15 protein-coding genes and 2 riboswitches are annotated in these 15894 nt (G+C 47.3%); of the genes, 4 read left to right on the top strand and 11 right to left on the bottom strand.

Translation table 11 applies throughout. The features are described 5' to 3' along the window. Window positions 1-5 precede the first annotated feature (5 nt). The 4 genes from MKZ04_RS02840 to MKZ04_RS02825 form a co-directional block, all read right to left on the bottom strand. Window positions 6-632, bottom strand: coding sequence for a methylthioribulose 1-phosphate dehydratase (locus MKZ04_RS02840; RefSeq protein ID WP_341045267.1), 627 nt, complete (start codon window positions 630-632; stop codon window positions 6-8). Beyond that, complete coding sequence (mtnX, locus tag MKZ04_RS02835; RefSeq protein ID WP_161513166.1) at window positions 593-1291, bottom strand: 2-hydroxy-3-keto-5-methylthiopentenyl-1-phosphate phosphatase; 699 nt, start codon at window positions 1289-1291, stop codon at window positions 593-595. The genes MKZ04_RS02840 and mtnX overlap by 40 nt, the downstream gene beginning before the upstream one ends. Further along, a complete protein-coding gene (mtnW, locus tag MKZ04_RS02830; RefSeq protein ID WP_256163703.1) occupies window positions 1288-2505 on the bottom strand; it encodes a 2,3-diketo-5-methylthiopentyl-1-phosphate enolase in 1218 nt (405 codons plus the stop codon). Before mtnW ends, mtnX begins: the two co-directional genes overlap by 4 nt. A gap of 83 nt (window positions 2506-2588) precedes the next feature. Next, a riboswitch (SAM riboswitch) is annotated at window positions 2589-2688 on the bottom strand. A 49-nt stretch (window positions 2689-2737) separates the two neighbouring features. After that, on the bottom strand, window positions 2738-3928 hold the full coding sequence (locus tag MKZ04_RS02825; RefSeq protein WP_096748036.1) for a pyridoxal phosphate-dependent aminotransferase: 1191 nt from the start codon (window positions 3926-3928) through the stop codon (window positions 2738-2740). Between the two features lie 95 nt (window positions 3929-4023). Between MKZ04_RS02825 and MKZ04_RS02820 the strand changes: the two genes are divergently transcribed. The 3 genes from MKZ04_RS02820 to mtnA all read left to right on the top strand — a co-directional run bounded on the left by MKZ04_RS02820 (window position 4024) and on the right by mtnA (window position 7376). Beyond that, complete coding sequence (locus tag MKZ04_RS02820) at window positions 4024-4803, top strand: carbon-nitrogen family hydrolase (protein ID WP_020451137.1); 780 nt, start codon at window positions 4024-4026, stop codon at window positions 4801-4803. Between the two features lie 83 nt (window positions 4804-4886). Then, window positions 4887-5030, top strand: a riboswitch (SAM riboswitch). 82 nt (window positions 5031-5112) lie between these two features. Further along, a complete protein-coding gene (gene mtnK, locus MKZ04_RS02815) occupies window positions 5113-6309 on the top strand; it encodes an S-methyl-5-thioribose kinase (protein WP_096748035.1) in 1197 nt (398 codons plus the stop codon). A gap of 5 nt (window positions 6310-6314) precedes the next feature. After that, window positions 6315-7376, top strand: coding sequence for an S-methyl-5-thioribose-1-phosphate isomerase (mtnA, locus tag MKZ04_RS02810; RefSeq protein ID WP_026579811.1), 1062 nt, complete (start codon window positions 6315-6317; stop codon window positions 7374-7376). A 6-nt stretch (window positions 7377-7382) separates the two neighbouring features. Here the strand turns inward: mtnA and MKZ04_RS02805 are convergent, their stop codons facing one another. From MKZ04_RS02805 to MKZ04_RS02795, 3 genes are all read right to left on the bottom strand, one after another. After that, the gene (locus MKZ04_RS02805) at window positions 7383-7496 is read right to left on the bottom strand and encodes a hypothetical protein (protein ID WP_023857319.1); all 114 of its coding nucleotides are present in this window, start codon (window positions 7494-7496) and stop codon (window positions 7383-7385) included. Window positions 7497-7587: 91 nt separating this feature from the next. Then, window positions 7588-8085 (bottom strand): methylated-DNA--[protein]-cysteine S-methyltransferase, encoded by a 498-nt coding sequence (locus MKZ04_RS02800; protein WP_020451134.1) that lies wholly within the window; start codon window positions 8083-8085, stop codon window positions 7588-7590. Window positions 8086-8092: 7 nt separating this feature from the next. Further along, complete coding sequence (locus MKZ04_RS02795) at window positions 8093-10303, bottom strand: PAS domain-containing sensor histidine kinase (protein ID WP_020451133.1); 2211 nt, start codon at window positions 10301-10303, stop codon at window positions 8093-8095. A gap of 309 nt (window positions 10304-10612) precedes the next feature. Between MKZ04_RS02795 and MKZ04_RS02790 the strand changes: the two genes are divergently transcribed. After that, entirely contained in the window at window positions 10613-11638 is a 1026-nt protein-coding gene (locus MKZ04_RS02790; protein ID WP_025810280.1) for an acyltransferase family protein, read from the top strand. Window positions 11639-11900: 262 nt separating this feature from the next. Here MKZ04_RS02790 and MKZ04_RS02785 read toward each other — a convergent pair whose 3' ends face one another. The 4 genes from MKZ04_RS02785 to MKZ04_RS02770 all read right to left on the bottom strand — a co-directional run bounded on the left by MKZ04_RS02785 (window position 11901) and on the right by MKZ04_RS02770 (window position 15804). Further along, a complete protein-coding gene (locus tag MKZ04_RS02785; RefSeq protein ID WP_020451131.1) occupies window positions 11901-12083 on the bottom strand; it encodes a hypothetical protein in 183 nt (60 codons plus the stop codon). Next, on the bottom strand, window positions 12080-12295 hold the full coding sequence (locus MKZ04_RS02780) for a hypothetical protein (protein WP_023856450.1): 216 nt from the start codon (window positions 12293-12295) through the stop codon (window positions 12080-12082). The genes MKZ04_RS02785 and MKZ04_RS02780 overlap by 4 nt, the downstream gene beginning before the upstream one ends. A gap of 47 nt (window positions 12296-12342) precedes the next feature. Then, a complete protein-coding gene (locus tag MKZ04_RS02775; RefSeq protein ID WP_341045263.1) occupies window positions 12343-14343 on the bottom strand; it encodes a penicillin-binding transpeptidase domain-containing protein in 2001 nt (666 codons plus the stop codon). 111 nt (window positions 14344-14454) lie between these two features. Beyond that, the gene (locus MKZ04_RS02770; RefSeq protein WP_020451128.1) at window positions 14455-15804 is read right to left on the bottom strand and encodes a TrkH family potassium uptake protein; all 1350 of its coding nucleotides are present in this window, start codon (window positions 15802-15804) and stop codon (window positions 14455-14457) included. Window positions 15805-15894 lie beyond the last annotated feature (90 nt).

Raw genomic sequence — 15894 nt, 5'->3', positions numbered from 1 at the left:
CCTTTTTAATTAACGTGGTAAGCCTGCAAAACTTTCAGTTTTAAATGCCAGCTGAACAGGAATTCATACGCTTCAAGCATCCGCTTTGTCTCAAATGCCGTTTTTCCCCAGACGGTAATGCCGTGGCTGCGAATCAGCACTGCCCCTGAATCGCCTGAAAGGTGTCCGGCAAAATCCGCCGCCAAATCCGGAATATGAGCGCTGTTTTCGATAATCGGGATCGTAACCTCCGCATTTTCCTCCCAAAGACCGAGCGCCTTTATGATTTCCTGGCCTCTGAATGTCGCTTGCTTTTCTTTTGCGTAAAGCTCTGAGATGACATTGTTGTCAATCGTATGGACGTGAAGACAGCAGCCCGCGTTTGTATTTTGATAGACACGGGTGTGCAGCAGCGTCTCCGCCGACGGTTTCAGCGTATGTCCGGTCTCCGCCGGTCTCCCCTCTTCGTCCGCCAGCAGAAAATCCTCCGCGGATGCTTTTCGCTTATCTTTTCCGCTTGCTGTGATGAGAAATCGCAGCGGGTCTTCTGATACTTTGATTGACAGATTGCCGCTTGTCGCAGGGAACCAATCCCTTTCCGCAAGCTCTTTTTTTACCTCGGCAAGTTCGTGCCATTTTTGCTCAGGGTCCATTCTTTCACCTCCGCGGTCTCTTCAAGTATTCGCTTTACATCACGGAAATCGCCGAATCCCGCATGCTTCAGGCCGAGTCCCTCACATTCCCGCAGCAAATAATCGCGCGCGATGCACAAGTCGGAACATTTGGCAGCTTCAACATCTGTAACAGAGTCCCCAATCATGACAACAAAATCGTCCCAGCCTTTCAGCCGGCGGATGATAGAAGGCTTGCAGCAGCCGCATTCATTTCCGCAGCTGCCGTCACACGGATACGGCCAGCGGATCTCGATATTGCGCCCTGAAAAGCCGGCCTCATTGCAGTAAATGCGTTCCTTTTCGACAATGCCTTCAAGCAGTGGATAGACGAAAAAGTCCATCCCTCCGCTCACGACGTAAAACGGAAGACCCTGCTCATCCAGGAAAGAGACAAACTCTGTAAACCCGGGGCGGATCTCGGCTTGTTTCATTACATATTCCATAATGTCTTCTTTCAGGCTTGTCGGCAGCAATTGAAACATTTTGCCGACCCCGTCCTTAATCGATATGTCCCTGGACAGAACCCCGTCTTTTAAAGCGAGCCACTCTTCTGGAGCAAATTGTTTCATAATGCTGATGATGTTGTCGTTTGTTGTAATGGTTCCGTCAAAATCGCAAATGATAAGCGGCTGCCTCATACGGAAACCTCAACCCTTCCCCATTTTTCAAGGGCGAGCTTCAAATCGGGAGAACGCTTTGCTTTTTCTTCGACTGGCTCCGCTTCCAGGACGGCATCAATGATCGCCCGAAACGCTCTTCCTCCGCCTGCCGCTCCGTTTGGATGACCGTGAATCCCCCCGCCTGCGTTGATGATATGGTCAATGCCGAAGTCTTTCATCAAGAGCGGCACCATGCCGGGGTGAATACCGGCCGACGGGACGGCGAATGTCGGTTTAAAAACGTCTTCCTTCGTGCATTCATCATATATGGCAAGCGCATCCCGCTTCGGCAGAGCAACGCTTCCGTACGGTGAAGGGAACAGGCTGAAATCAGCACCCGCATACCGGTTGAGCTTGCCGAGCAAGAGCGAATGGGAAAAACCGTAATGCGGCGACGAAGTGAGTGCGCCGCTTACTGCCGGGTGCGCCATGATCGGCAGCGGGATGTCGTCGTCTTCCGCAAGGCTTTGCAAAACATCGAGCCCGTAGGCAAACACATTCAGCAGCAACACATCGGCTCCGAGCTCGGCTGCTTTTCTCGCCTTCGATTTCAGCTCCATTGTCCTGCCCGTCAGGTTGACGGCATACAGCGTTTTGCGCCCTGTTTCTTCAAAAGCTGCCTCAAGCACTTTTTTTCCTTCCGTGATTCGTTTTTCAAAGGGGGCACTGCCTGTTTCGAATAAGATTTCATCGTCCTTGATCAAATCCACTCCGCCGAGCGCCTGCTGTCTGAGCTGTTCCTTCAAGTCTTCCATATCGCGGCCGATGACGCCTTTAAAAATGCTCATCAAGAGAGGCCTTTCAAATTCGCCGATTTTTTTCCGGATCCCGTATACGCCGAATTTCGGACCCGGCAATGATTGTTTAAAAGACTGCGAAAACTCCAAATCCGCCAATTTGATTTTTCCGTCGAGAGACAGCTTTCCAAAAACGGTCGTCAGCACAGCGGGAATGTCGCTTGTAAAATTGGCTTCCGGATAAGCGATGGTGACCGTTGCCTGTTTTTCCCCCAGCGCGCTTTCTGTTTCTTCGACCTTGACGACGCGTCCTTTATGCTTTTTCAGCTGTTCCTGCTTTAAGAGCGGCAGATCTGTCCACGACCCGACCGTCAGTCCGATCGCGATTTGCTCGGCCCGCTTTTCTGCGTCACATCCTTGATCTGTCAAAACATATGTTGCCAAAAGTTCACTCATTCTGTAGCTCCTTCCTGCTTCATGCATATAAAAAACCTCTTTTGCTGCTTTAGCTAAAAGAGGTTTCGCATTTCAGGTTCGAATCCTTATCTCTCAGCGTCAGCTGCAAGAATTAGCACCGTGCTTAAAAAGTCGGTTGCCGGGCTTCATCGGGCTTGTCCCTCTGCCTGCTCTTGATAAGAATATTGATTTTATAAATTATTTTGAATTATCCCATCGTTTTTCCCGGTTGTCAATGACTGTGGCCGGTCTTTTTGAATATATTCAGCTTGGCAATGCGCGAAGCCGCTTCCCGGAGCCGCTCTTCGCTTGTCAAGAGGCCGACTCTCACATAGCCTTCTCCGTATTTGCCGAAGCCGATGCCGGGCGCTGTGACGACATTCGCTTTTTCGAGAAGCAGATCGGAAAAAGCCTCAGATGTATACCCGTCAGGGACAGGCATCCAGGCGAAAAAAGAACCTTGCGGAGCATCCGCGTGCCAACCGATTTCGCGGACCGCACGAATCCATACATCCCGCCTTTTTTCGTAGCGCTCATTTTGCTCCTTGACACACGCTTGGTCTGATAGAAGCGCGACTGCCGCGGCGTCTTGAACCGCTTTAAAAAGGCTGACATACATATGGTCCTGATAAAGGTTCAGCGCTTCGATCACAGAGGCGTTGCCAACTGCAAACCCGACCCGCCATCCAGCCATATTATACGTTTTGGAAAGCGTGTAAATTTCGATTCCTGTGTCTTTTGCCCCCTCCGTTTCGAGAAAGCTGACAGGCCTCTTGCCGTCGTAGCCGATCGCACCGTAGGCAAAATCGTGGACGACGCAAATTCCGTTCGACTTGGCAAACCGGACAGTCTCTTCGAAAAAAACAGGCGTGGCTTGGGCACCGGTTGGATTGTTTGGATAATTTAAATACATGAGCTTCGCTTTTTCTTTCACTTCCTTCGGAATCCGGCTGTAGTCAGGCAGAAACTGATTGCCCGCTGTAAGCGGCATCGTTTCCATGTTCGCTCTTGCCAGCTCAACGCCCGACCAGTAGTCGGGATAGCCGGGATCGGGAACGAGCACGGCATCCCCCGGATTTAACAAACATTGCGGAAGCTCGACAAGACCGGCTTTTCCGCCGAACAATACAGCGACTTCGCGTTCGGGATCGAGCTCTACACCGTATTCCCTTCGATAGAACGCGGCTGCCGCCTCCTTGAGTGAACGGCTGCCGCGAAAGGAGGAATACTGATGGTTTTCAGGGTTGCGAACGGCTTGCGCCATTGTATCAACGATGTGATCAGGTGTCGGCTGATCGGGATTCCCCTGGCCGAGATTGATCACATCATGGCCGGCGGCGATTTTTTCATTCACCTTTTTCACCAAGGAAGCGAAAAACTGCTCAGGCAGCTGTTTCAGCACATCTGAAAGCTCAAATTTCATATGATTCACCCGCTTTTGAAAAATTCTTGAAATGATAGTCCATCATCATATATTGTTAAATGTAAAATGTAAAGAAAAAAATGAGGTGATCCAGATTGAAGCTGACAATTTCATGTCTGCAATTCGATATCGCATACGGCAATCCTTCTGAAAATTTTAAAAAAGCGGAGCAGCTGATCGAACAGGAAAGCCGAAAAGCGGATGTTCTTCTCCTTCCCGAGCTGTGGACGACGGGTTATGATTTAAAAAATCTCGGCTCCATCGCAGATGAAGAAGGCAGGCAAACGAAGAGATGGCTGCAGGAAACGGCAAAAGCAAACCGTGTCCATATCATATGCGGCTCTGTCGCCGTTAAGAAAAAAAGCGGTGTGTACAATATCATGTACATCGCAGACAAAAACGGACATTTGATCAAAGAATACAGCAAAGCTCACCTTTTCCAGCTGATGGACGAACACCTCTATTTGTCAGCGGGCTCAGGCGACGGGAGCTTCGAGCTTGAAGGGATCCCGGCTGCGGGGTTTATCTGCTACGACATCCGTTTCCCGGAATGGATCAGAAAACATACGAAGGAAGGTGCGGGCATCATCTTTGTATCGGCGGAATGGCCGCTCGCCCGCCTCGATCACTGGCAAAGCCTTTTAAAAGCCAGAGCGATTGAAAATCAGTGCTTTGTCGCAGCCTGCAACCGAGCGGGAAGTGACCCGGCAAACGAATTTGCGGGCCACAGCATCATCATTGATCCGCTCGGCCGCACCCTCGCTGAAGCAGGGAGCGGTGAAGCCGTCATCAGGACCGAAATCAACCTCGGGGACATTGAAAAAGCGCGGGGGCAAATTCCGGTTTTTGAGGACATTCGCAGAGATTTATATTAAAAAAGTGTTGACAAGAAAACTGAGATGCTGGTAACATTTTCAGCAACTGACCGAACTGAAATTTCAAAATTTTATATTGATTTCTCTTATCGAGAGTTGGGTGAAGGACTGGCCTAATGACCCCAACAGCAACCGACCGTAATACCATTGTGAAATGGGGCGCGAAATTCTGCGCCGCTAGGGCACGGTGCTAATTCCATCAGACTTTGAATTCTGAGAGATAAGAGAGGCGAACGCGACAAATCAGCCTCTTTCTCTCGATGAGAAAGAGGCTTTTTTATTGTTAACGACATTTAGGGGGAATCACACATGACCGTAACGAAAACCGCAGCATACGAAACTTTGACCGAAAGCTCCGCGGCCGCGCTGGCCGTCCGCCTCGGGCTTTTTCCAAGCAAAAGCACCCTGACATGCCAGGAGATCGGGGACGGAAACTTGAATTTGGTCTTCCGCGTGTATGACAAAGAGCAGCAAAAAGGGCTGATCATCAAACAGGCGGTGCCTTATGCGAAAGTCGTCGGCGAAAGCTGGCCGCTGTCGCTTGACAGGGCGAGAATCGAAAGCAGTGCGCTGATCCGCCAAGCCGAGCATGTCCCGCACCTTGTCCCGAACGTGTACTATTCTGACACCGAGCTTGCCGTTACCGTATTGGAAGACCTTTCTCACTTGGAAATCGCCAGAAAAGGACTGATTGACGGGAAGGATTATCCCCACCTGTCGGAAGACATCGGAGAATTCCTTGGAAAAACACATTTTTACTCGTCTGAATATGCACTTGACCCAACAGTTAAAGGGCGGCTTGTGAAGCAGTTTACGAATCCGGATCTGTGCGATATTACAGAAAGCCTTGTGTTCACAGACCCTTTCTTTGATCATGAGACAAACGATTTCGAAGAAGAGCTTCGCGATGAAGCGGAAGATCTTTGGCGCAATGAAGCATTAAAAATTGAAGTGGCAAAACTAAAACAGCGCTTTTTGTCTGCAGAGGAAACGCTGATCCACGGCGACCTTCATACAGGCAGCATTTTCGCAAGTGAAGAAGCCGAAACGAAAATCATCGACCCTGAATTTGCGTTTTTCGGCCCGATCGGGTTTGACATTGGACAGTTTATCGCCAACCTGCTGCTGCACGCGCTTTCCCGCGAAGAAAACAGGCGGGCTCCTTTATACCGCCATGTCGAGACCGTCTGGCATACGTTCAGCCGGACATTCAGCGAAGCATGGGAAAACGATGCTCTTGACGCTTGCAAAAATGAGAAAGGACGCCTTGAATCAGTTCTGAAGCAGGCGTTTGAAGACGCAGCAGGCTTTGCCGGCTGCGAAATGATCCGCCGGACGATCGGCCTTGCCCATGTGGCGGACCTTGAAACAATCGTTCCGTTTTCCCGGAGAATCAGCCAAAAAAAGCTCGCCCTTAAAATAGGCGCAGCATTCATAGAAAAACGCAGCGGTTTCCGGACGCCAAAAGACTTGATTGAAGCGTTTCGGAACGCGCTTAAGGAGTGAATGACATGCCTGAACAATTTGCGGTGCCCCGCTCTGTCGAATGGGAAGAAGCATCGGTAAAAATTCTGAACCAGCAAAAGCTTCCCGAAAAGACGGAATACCTGCACCTCACAACAAAAGAAGACGTCTATGATGCGATTCAAACGCTGAAAGTGAGGGGGGCACCTGCCATCGGCATTACAGCCGCCTTCGGACTCGCCCTTTGCGCACAAAGCATCGATACATCTGACGTTTCCGCGTTTCTGGTGGAACTCGGAAAAATCAAAGATGAACTCAATCAGGCAAGGCCGACAGCCGTCAATTTATCCTGGGCTCTCAATCGGCTGGTAAAAAGTGCGGAGGACGCAAAATCGGTCAATGAAGCAAAAACAAATCTGATCCATGAAGCTATTCAGATCCAGGTTGAAGACGAAGAAACGTGCCGGCAAATCGGACAGAATGCACTGCATTTGTTCAAATCGGGTGACAGCATCATGACCATCTGCAACGCCGGCTCGATTGCGACAAGCAGGTACGGTACGGCCCTTTCCCCGTTTTATCTTGCCAAAACAAAGGACCTCGACCTTCATATTTATGCCTGTGAAACGAGGCCTGTCCTGCAAGGGGCGCGCCTGACGGCGTGGGAGCTTATGCAGGGGGGAATTGACGTGACGCTGATTACAGACAGCATGGCTGCCCATACGATGAAAGAAAAAAACATTTCAGCCGTCATTGTCGGAGCGGACAGGATCGCGAGAAACGGAGATACAGCCAATAAAATCGGAACATATGGCTTGGCAATCCTCGCCAAAGCCTTTCAAATCCCGTTTTTTATCGCCGCTCCCCTGTCAACTTTTGATGTTTCGATTTCATGCGGCGACGACATTCCGATTGAAGAACGCGATCCGGATGAAGTCAGGCTGATAAACGGAACGCAAATAGCTCCGCAAGAGGTGCCAGTGTTCAACCCTGCTTTTGATATCACGCCGCACGATTTAATCTCTGGCATCATTACGGAAAAAGGGATTATCACAGACAGGTTTGAAGAAGAAATTGAAGCGCTGTTTTCCGCTGAAGCCCTTACTTAGGCCGCTTTAGCGGATTTTAATCGATTTGATGATGTCTTTCTTCTGCTCTTCGGTCAACACGTGCAGCTTGACGAACAATTCCGCGTATCCTGCTATTTTGTTCGGGCGGTTCGTTTTCACTTATTCGTCCTCCTTTTTTACCAAGACCAACATTTTTAACTTAATAAAATTATATGTCGCTGACGAAAAAAAGAAACGGCGTGCTCGTATATTATTTTCCCTTATACGCAATATTTTCGATGTCGAGCAGCACCGCTTTTTTATCCGTTTCATTTCCGGAGTACCCCGTTAAAGAACGATTTTTGCCGATGACACGGTGGCACGGGATCAAAATCGGCAGCGCATTTCTTTTATTGGCCTGGCCGATTGCGCGAACCGCTTTCGGATTCCCGACGGCGCACGCGATATCTAAATAGCTCCGTGATTCACCGTACGGGATCAACTGCAGCGCCTCCCACACTTTTTTCTGAAACGGGGTTCCATCCTGGCGGAGAGGAAGGGTGAACGTCTTCCGCTCCCCCCTGAAATATTCTTCGAGCTGGCGCTTTGCCTCCTTCAACAATTCCGTTTCGGTCCGGCGAAGCTCCAAGCCGTCTTGCTGGAGCTGTTTTAGTTCATCTTTTTCAAATAGCAAATGTGTAATGTGGTGATTTTCCTCGACAATGTAAGCTTGTCCAAAAGGCGAGGTCATTTCAATATAAAAGCCCACGATGCGATTAAGCCTCCTCCTCATGATGCTGTCTGATCGGGAGAGTCAGATGGAATGTCGTGCCTCTCCCTTCTTCACTTTCAACTTCGATTTTTCCATTATGCTCTTCAATAATTTTATAACTGACCATGAGCCCGAGTCCAGTGCCCCGTTCTTTTGTCGTGTAAAAAGGTTCGCCGAGCCTCTTCAATTTGTCTTCTGTCATGCCGATTCCTTCGTCAGCAAGCGAGATAATGATATGGTCGTCTCCTTTCGGTTTGATCGACACATATACGTTGCCTCCGTCAGGCATCACTTCAATCGCATTTTTCAAAATGTTGATAAATACCTGTTTCAGCTGATTCGGCTCGCAATAAATCAGCGGAATGCCGCCTTCGCACTTCAGATGCATCTGAACGTTGTCAAGGTTTGCCTGTGCGTGCAGCAAATCCATTGTGTCCTGCATGATTTTGACGATATTTTTTTCTTCATACATAATCGCCTGCGGTTTTGCAAGGATGAGAAACTCCGTAATAATCGATTCAATCCTTTTGAGTTCTGATGTGATGACATTAAAGTAAAGCGCGTGATCCTCATTTTGGATGCTGCCTTTCAGCAGTTGGATAAATCCCTTTAGCGCCGTCATCGGGTTGCGGATTTCATGGGCAATTCCGGCTGCGAGTTCGCCGACGACGTGAAGGGTATCAGACTTGCGGAGCCGCTCTTCAAGCTCTTTTCGTTCTGTCACGTCTCTGAGCATCGCCAAGTTCATATTTTGAATGATATTTCTTTTAAATGAAAATTCAAGAATCCGTTTTTGGTCGCTCAGCAGGAATGGGATGTCATTGTCCATTTCTTCTAAGGAAATCGTTTTAGCGGGAGAAGCTGCGTTTTCTATATGATAGCCGGAGATGACATCAAGTAGATTGGACGTTTTCAGCTGTTCAAGAGGGGTGCTGAGAATTTTTCCGGCAAGGGGGTTCGCATCGATAATGTCGTACTGGTTGTTGAAAAGAACGATTCCGTCCATTGATCCGTTGAATACTTTTCTGAACTTCAATTCGCTTTCCCGCAATTCTTGTTCCATTCGTTTTCTGTCGCTGACATTTCTTAAAATGGTTAGGTCCTGGCTGTCGAACATGATCCGTTTTGACGTGAACTCAAGCTCTTTATATTGTCCGTTTGCCATACGAAACAGCAGTTCCGCCCGGATTTCCCCTTTTTGATCATACTGCTTTTGAATGGCATGGTACCTCTGATCGGTTTGATCAATAAAATCGGTCATCTTCTTGTTGAGAAGCTGTTCCATCGGCAGTTCGAAGATTTTGCAGGCCGACTGGTTCGCTTTGACGATGCGGCCGTCGTTATTCATCAGTATAATGGCATCCATCGCATTTTCAAAGACTTCTCTAAAGCGTTCTTCGCTTTTAAACAGCTGTTTTTCCATCGAGCGCTTCTCGGTAATATCCCTCATAATCGACATGTAAAAGCCGTTTAAAATGTTCGAGGTTATCGTAAGCTCAAACAGCCGGTCTTCTCCTGATCTGAGCCGGACAGGAAGCTCCCCTTTTGCTTTCCCTCTTCTGAAAAGAGCATTCCAGATTTTATCGAGCCGCCCCTTGTTTTCAGGGGATACGAATTGAGACAGCTTCAGTTTTGAAAGCTCTGTTTTTTCAATTTCGAAGCTCTGGCAAAACGAATGGTTCGCATCGATGAAACAGCCTTGTTTATCAAAGATGACGATTCCTTCAACCGCGCGGTGAAACAAATCTTTAAACAGCTTTTCATTAATGGTGCGCTCCCGCTCCAATATTTTTTTCGATGAAATGTCCCTCATGACGACAAAATAGCAGTCTTCACCGATTCCTTTGCTTGCAGTAAACTCGATATATTTGACAGATCCGTTGTCAAGCCTGATGGCCACTTCTTTTTTCGCATATCCCCGCTCCAAAAAGCGTTGAATGCTCTGGTTCAGTTCATCCGGCGGGACGGCGTGCAGGAAGTCGAGCGCCGACCGGTCCAGCAAATTCTTTTTTTGGCTTTGCAGAATTTTGCAGGCGGCATCATTCGCCTGGATGATGTTCATCTGTTTATCCAATATAAAAATAGCGTCCAGCGTCCCGTTAAACAGCAGCTCATACTGATACAAATCCGCTTTCAGCTTGGCGTTCTCTTTCTTCAGTCTGTTCAGCTGGTTTTGCAGATTTAAGGATTCATTCAAATCAAGAGTTTCCTCCATTTATTACACTCCTTCTTGAAAACCTGTCCTCCAATTATTCTACAAACCGGAAAATCTTCCTTCATTTGTTTCGAACTTTTACAACCTTTCCGCCTATTTTACAGGAAGATGACGATATAAAAGTTCCTTACTGTTCAATTACATCGACCTAACAATAAGACTTAATGCATAGGAAAACACATGCTTTCTATTTTAAAATTTTAAAATGAGGCCAGACTGGTGGAAGACGTCATTCCGGAAAGAATGTTCCGGGGTTCAGACGCTTCCCGCACCGGCGTCTCCTGAAAATGTTTGTGAAAGGGTGATGTTATGGCGACTTCGCGCGACAGCTATTTCGACAATGCAAAATTCCTATTAATTTTTCTCGTCGTATTCGGACATATAATCAGGTCCTATATTCATGATAATGATGCTCTGCTTCATATTTATAAATTTATTTACACGTTTCATATGCCTGCTTTTATTCTCATATCAGGCTATTTTGCAAAAGGGTTCAACCGCCACGGCTATGTCAAAAAAATCGCCTGGAAGCTGATTGTTCCTTATTTGATTTTCCAGGGAATCTATACGCTGTTTTATTCCTTTATCGATGATCAAAGCTTAACGGCCGCAAATCCGATTGAACCGCAATGGTCGCTTTGGTTTTTGCTGAGCCTGTTCTTTTGGAATATCCTGTTGTTTCCATTCACAAAACTGCCGGCGAAATGGGCGTTTGCCGCAAGCTTTGCGATCGCCGTTCTTGTCGGATATATCGACTTGATCAGCAACACGCTCAGCCTGTCCCGCACGTTTGTTTTCTTCCCGGTCTTTTTGGCGGGCTATTATTTGCAAAAAGACCATTTTAAAATACTGAGAGGCTGGAAAGGCAAGCAGGCCGCTCTAGCCGTTTTAGCAGCAACGTTCGTTTTCTACTTTTTTGTAGACTTCGATTACTCCTGGCTGTTCGGGTCCAAACCCTATTCGGAATTCGGCGATGTCGGGATAAAAAGCGGGTTAAACCGAGTGGCGCTCCTCGTCATCACGTTCGCTTCAACGTTCGCGTTCATGGCGCTTGTGCCTGAAAGGCGGTATTTCTTTACCCTGTGGGGAACGCGCACATTTTATGTCTATCTGCTGCACGGCTTTATCATCAAGTCGTTCAGAAAAACGGGAGCGGAAGAATGGCTTGCCGATTATCAAAGTCTGACGCTATTAATCATCGCCACGGCGATTTTAACCTTCTGCTTATCAAGCGGATTTGTGAAAACGGTCGCCCAGCCGTTCATCGAATTGAAAATGACGAATTTAATGAGGATGTTGAAAAAAGACAACGGATATAACCCTTATTTAAAATAAATGAAGGTCCAAATCGTTTCCGATTTGGACCTTTCAGATTGTTGAAAAAATCGCAAAACAGCTTTTTTGTTTTGCAATTTTTTCATCCCATCAGCGTGATTGAAAACCCTTGCAGTCTAGGAAGGCCGAGCATCGGAGCGGAGCGAATGTTAGAATTCGTGAGCACCGACGCGCAGGCCTGACAACGAATGCGAGGGTTTGGCGACACGCTGGAAGGTGCAAATCGTTTCCGATTTGCACCTTTCTCGTTTGATCCGCAGTTTTAATCTTTATCCCGCTGCTGTCCGTCCGCCTTTTTGTTCTTTTTTTTATTGTTCTCGATCACATCAATCAATTTAAAGGCGTTGACATCGCCCAGTTCGTTTGAAAATTCCTCTTGAAGCACATCTGGATTCATCGGTTTTTTATGGTTTTGCATATCCTTGCTTTTTTGATGTTTTTTCATTGGCGCGATTCTCCCTGCTTCCCTTGTTTCGAGTTGCGGTTGGCGCCCCTGTCTCCGTTTTCGGCATCATATTGGGTCATGTATTGATGATCATGCATGCTTTCAGCAGGCGTTTTATTGTTAAGAGCCGCTTCATTTCTGGCAACTTTTCTTTTCATGATGACATTCCTTTCTTTTGTCGTTTCATCCATATCCTTTCCGTTTCCGTACATTCCACACATCCAGTTTTCGGCAAAAAAATAAGCACCCTGAAGGGTGCTTATTTAAACACTTTTTTCACTTTATTGACGACATATGAGCTGCCGCCGCGATCTGACACATCCTCGATCATCATCGTGATTAAAAGGTTTTTGTTTTTGTAATCATAAGCGGTGAACCAGCCGTTTTCTTTACCTTTTTCGTCTTTCTTCGTTTTCAGCTCGGCCGTTCCCGTTTTCCCTGCGATCGTGAGCCCTTTGACAACCGGCTTGTAAGCCGAGCCGCGAGGGTCTTCTACAACGCCTTTCAATCCTTTTGTAATCGCTTCTGCTCCGCCTGTGGGCAGTACGTTTTTATGCCATATTTCTTTCTCTTCGCCGTCCTTTTTGATCAGGTGCGGCTTGATCAGATTACCGTCGTTCAAGAAAGGCGTATAGCTTGCCGCGAGGTGTATCGGCGACATCAGCATTTGCCCCTGTCCGTATCCTGAATCGGCAAGGAGAATATCCGAGTCGATTCCTTCGTTTGATATGGAGGAAGACTTCGTCGGGAATTCATAATCAAGTTTTTCCTCGAAGCCGAATGATTTCAGGCCTTCGACAAATTGATCCTTCCCTGTGTCAAGGGCGGTCTGCGCGAAATAAATGTTGTCGGAAGTGATCAGCGCGTTTTCCAGGTTGACATCGCTTAATCGATCGGAAACCCGTGTGACTTTATATCCGCCCCATGACGAATCTTTCTGCCATTCCTTCCCTTCGATCTTCTTAGGTTCATCCGCTTTGATCGCGTCATTTTTCAGACCGATTGAAGCCGTGATCGGTTTGATCGTTGAACCCGGAGCATAGGTTTTATTAAATTTAGAGGTGAATGGCGCAGACGCATCTTTGTTGAGTTTTTCCCATTCTCCTTTTTTCCAGCCAAACAAAAAACCGTTCGGATCGTATGAAGGCGCGCTGACAAGCGCCAACGTTTCTCCAGTCTGCGGCTCTAACGCAACGGCAGCACCGGAGTCATCTTTTAACTGGTTGTACAGTTCTTCCTGTTTGTTGATATCGATCGTGGTATGGATGTCTTTTCCGTCTTTTGCATCCTTTGAGGCAACCGTCGCGTTTGATTCAGGAATCGAAATCGTCCAGCCGATTTCTCCTCTGAGTTCTTTTTCATAAATGTGTTCGAGACCGACGATTCCGAGCAGTGAATGCTCGCTGTAGCCTTCTTTATTCTGCTTTAATTCCTCTTCAGTAATCGGCCGTATGTAACCGGTAAGATGTGCGGCTTTTTCACCGTAAGGATAGTATCTTGATTGCGTGTCTTGTTTCAAAACCCCGGGAAGAGAGGTCGCTTTTTTAAGAAGCTCTGTGCTACCAGGCTTCACTTTTTTCAAGGGAACGAATGATTCGTCCGTCACCCAGCTTGCGGACAGCTGTTTTTCGATGTCTTCTTTTTCCATGTCAAGCATGTTCGCGAGCTTTTTGATGACACCATCTTTCTCATCTCCGAGCTGCCCCGGAACGACGCCGATTTCAGGCACTGTCGCATTCGTAGCGAGTTTCTTTCCGTTTCTGTCATAAATGATGCCTCTCGCTGGTTCCTTGGCGGTAATCCGGATGGTCTCCCCTTCCTTCAGCTGTGAAAAAATAAAGGATGGGTTCCAGTTGACTTTCCATGACGTGTCACCGTCTTTTTTTTCTTTGACAAGCTTTGCCTTCCCTTCAAAAGAAACGGGGCCGGCCAATGTATTCATGCTGACTTTATACGGTATTGTCACTGCATCTTTTTTCTCTTTATTTTTTTCATCTTCATCGTTATCGACTGCTGAAACCTTCAAATCGGAAACTCCGATCTGTTCATAAATGGATTGATTGCGCTTGATGAAATCGTCTTTTGAAATCGATTTTTGCGCTTCAGCCGACAGCTGTTCATACATTTCTTCAAATTTTTGATCGTTCCATTTGTCTACATATTGATCCATGCTTTCTTTTGCTGTCGGCTCGTTAGAACAGGCTCCGGCGAGCAATAGAAATCCGGCGGCTATAAACAAATGGATGACTCTCATTTTCATCGTTGCTTCCCCCTTTTTTTCAATCCGCCATTTAAGCATTATATCATACAAATAAATACAGCGACCGACTTTATGATCATAAAAAAAGACAGTTTAACTAAACTGTCTTTCTTATCCGATAATTATTCTTTCCTTTGGATAATGGTAGTTCGCTTCGATTTCTTTTCTGCCGAATAAATAAAGCAGCGTGACAATGCCGATTCGGCCGATGAACATCAGAAGGATGATGACACTTTTGCCAATCGTGCTCAAATCTGAAGTAATGCCCATCGACAAGCCGGTCGTACCGAAGGCGGAACACACTTCAAACAGCAGTTCAAGCAAAGAATGTTTTTCCGTCATTGTCAAAATGAGTGTCGAGCCGAAAACGAGAATAACCGCCATCAGCGTCACAATCAATGACTTCATTAAGTCCGCCTGGTGCAGTTCACGTTTGAAAATCTTCACCGATTTATTTCCCCGCGCGAAGTGATACAGCGCCAACAGGTTTAAGGCAAAGGTCGTTGTCCGGATGCCCCCGCCGACAGAGCTTGGCGAAGCGCCGATGAACATGAGCATGCACATAAACAAAATGGTCGTATGCGTGAATTGGCTGATGTCGATCGTCGCGAGTCCGCCGCTCCTGGTCGTCGTCGACTGGAACAGCGAATAGAATATGACTTCGTGCCACGATTTTCCTGAAAAGGCAAAGCGCGCTTCCGTGGCGAATATGCCGATCGCGCCTCCAATCACTAAAAGGAAAAAAGTGACTGATGTCAGTTTGGTAAACAGGCTGAAAGTGAATTTGCGCTCTTTGCTGAGCAGAAAATCCTTTACCTCGATGAGGACCGGAAAGCCGATCGCTCCAAGAATGATCAGCATAATCACGATAAACTGAACGAAATAATCATGCTGAAACGGAATCAGCGAGTTGCCTGTAATGTCGAAACCTCCGTTGGTCGTTGCACTGATGCTTGTAAAAAATCCGTGCATAAAGGCTTCTCCAGGTGTCTCAAAGTACTTTAAGAAATAAGTTCCGAGAATCAGCCCGCCAAACAGTTCGATCAGCAGGATCAAGCCGAGCACGTGCTTCATCAGCTTGACAAGGCCCGATAAGTTGGATTGATTTTGATCGGTCATAATCAGCCGGCGCTCTTTCAAACCGATCCGCTTGCCAAAAATCAGCCAGACGAATGTTCCGAGCGCCATCACACCGATCCCGCCAAACTGCAGAACAAACGCCAAAATCCATATTCCGGCTGTGCTGAATGTATCAGCTGTATCAACAACCGTCAAACCGGTTACACTCACTGCGCTCACCGCAGTAAAAAGGGCATCGATAAATGACCATTCCACATCATTCTTGTGTGCAACGGGCAGACTTAATAATATAACGGAAACCGTCACCGCCAAAAAATAATAGAGCGCGATCAGCTGTACAGGAGACAGCACGCGCAGTAGTTTTTTCAATAAAACCTTCATAATCGTTCCTTCTTTTCAATATTCAAAAGTTGCGCTTCTTGTGTATAACGTGTTCCATTTTAAAGGAAACATGCTCTTATGTACAGCCGA

This window comes from Bacillus sp. FSL W7-1354 (genome assembly GCF_038002405.1).
GTDB classification, from domain to species: domain Bacteria; phylum Bacillota; class Bacilli; order Bacillales; family Bacillaceae; genus Bacillus; species Bacillus paralicheniformis.
Note: the sequence above shows the minus strand (reverse complement) of the source record. Positions and strands in the feature narration are given on the sequence as shown.

What these genes read in the sequence shown, in the direction of transcription:
- MKZ04_RS02840 (WP_341045267.1), bottom strand. Translation starts at nt 632, where the DNA reads ATGGACCCTGAGCAAAAATGGCACGAACTTGCCGAGGTAAAAAAAGAG.
- mtnX (WP_161513166.1), bottom strand. Translation starts at nt 1,291, where the DNA reads ATGAGGCAGCCGCTTATCATTTGCGATTTTGACGGAACCATTACAACA.
- mtnW (WP_256163703.1), bottom strand. Translation starts at nt 2,505, where the DNA reads ATGAGTGAACTTTTGGCAACATATGTTTTGACAGATCAAGGATGTGAC.
- MKZ04_RS02825 (WP_096748036.1), bottom strand. Translation starts at nt 3,928, where the DNA reads ATGAAATTTGAGCTTTCAGATGTGCTGAAACAGCTGCCTGAGCAGTTT.
- mtnK (WP_096748035.1), top strand. Translation starts at nt 5,113, where the DNA reads ATGACCGTAACGAAAACCGCAGCATACGAAACTTTGACCGAAAGCTCC.
- mtnA (WP_026579811.1), top strand. Translation starts at nt 6,315, where the DNA reads ATGCCTGAACAATTTGCGGTGCCCCGCTCTGTCGAATGGGAAGAAGCA.
- MKZ04_RS02795 (WP_020451133.1), bottom strand. Translation starts at nt 10,303, where the DNA reads ATGGAGGAAACTCTTGATTTGAATGAATCCTTAAATCTGCAAAACCAG.
- MKZ04_RS02790 (WP_025810280.1), top strand. Translation starts at nt 10,613, where the DNA reads ATGGCGACTTCGCGCGACAGCTATTTCGACAATGCAAAATTCCTATTA.
- MKZ04_RS02785 (WP_020451131.1), bottom strand. Translation starts at nt 12,083, where the DNA reads ATGAAAAAACATCAAAAAAGCAAGGATATGCAAAACCATAAAAAACCG.
- MKZ04_RS02780 (WP_023856450.1), bottom strand. Translation starts at nt 12,295, where the DNA reads ATGTACGGAAACGGAAAGGATATGGATGAAACGACAAAAGAAAGGAAT.
- MKZ04_RS02775 (WP_341045263.1), bottom strand. Translation starts at nt 14,343, where the DNA reads ATGAAAATGAGAGTCATCCATTTGTTTATAGCCGCCGGATTTCTATTG.
- MKZ04_RS02770 (WP_020451128.1), bottom strand. Translation starts at nt 15,804, where the DNA reads ATGAAGGTTTTATTGAAAAAACTACTGCGCGTGCTGTCTCCTGTACAG.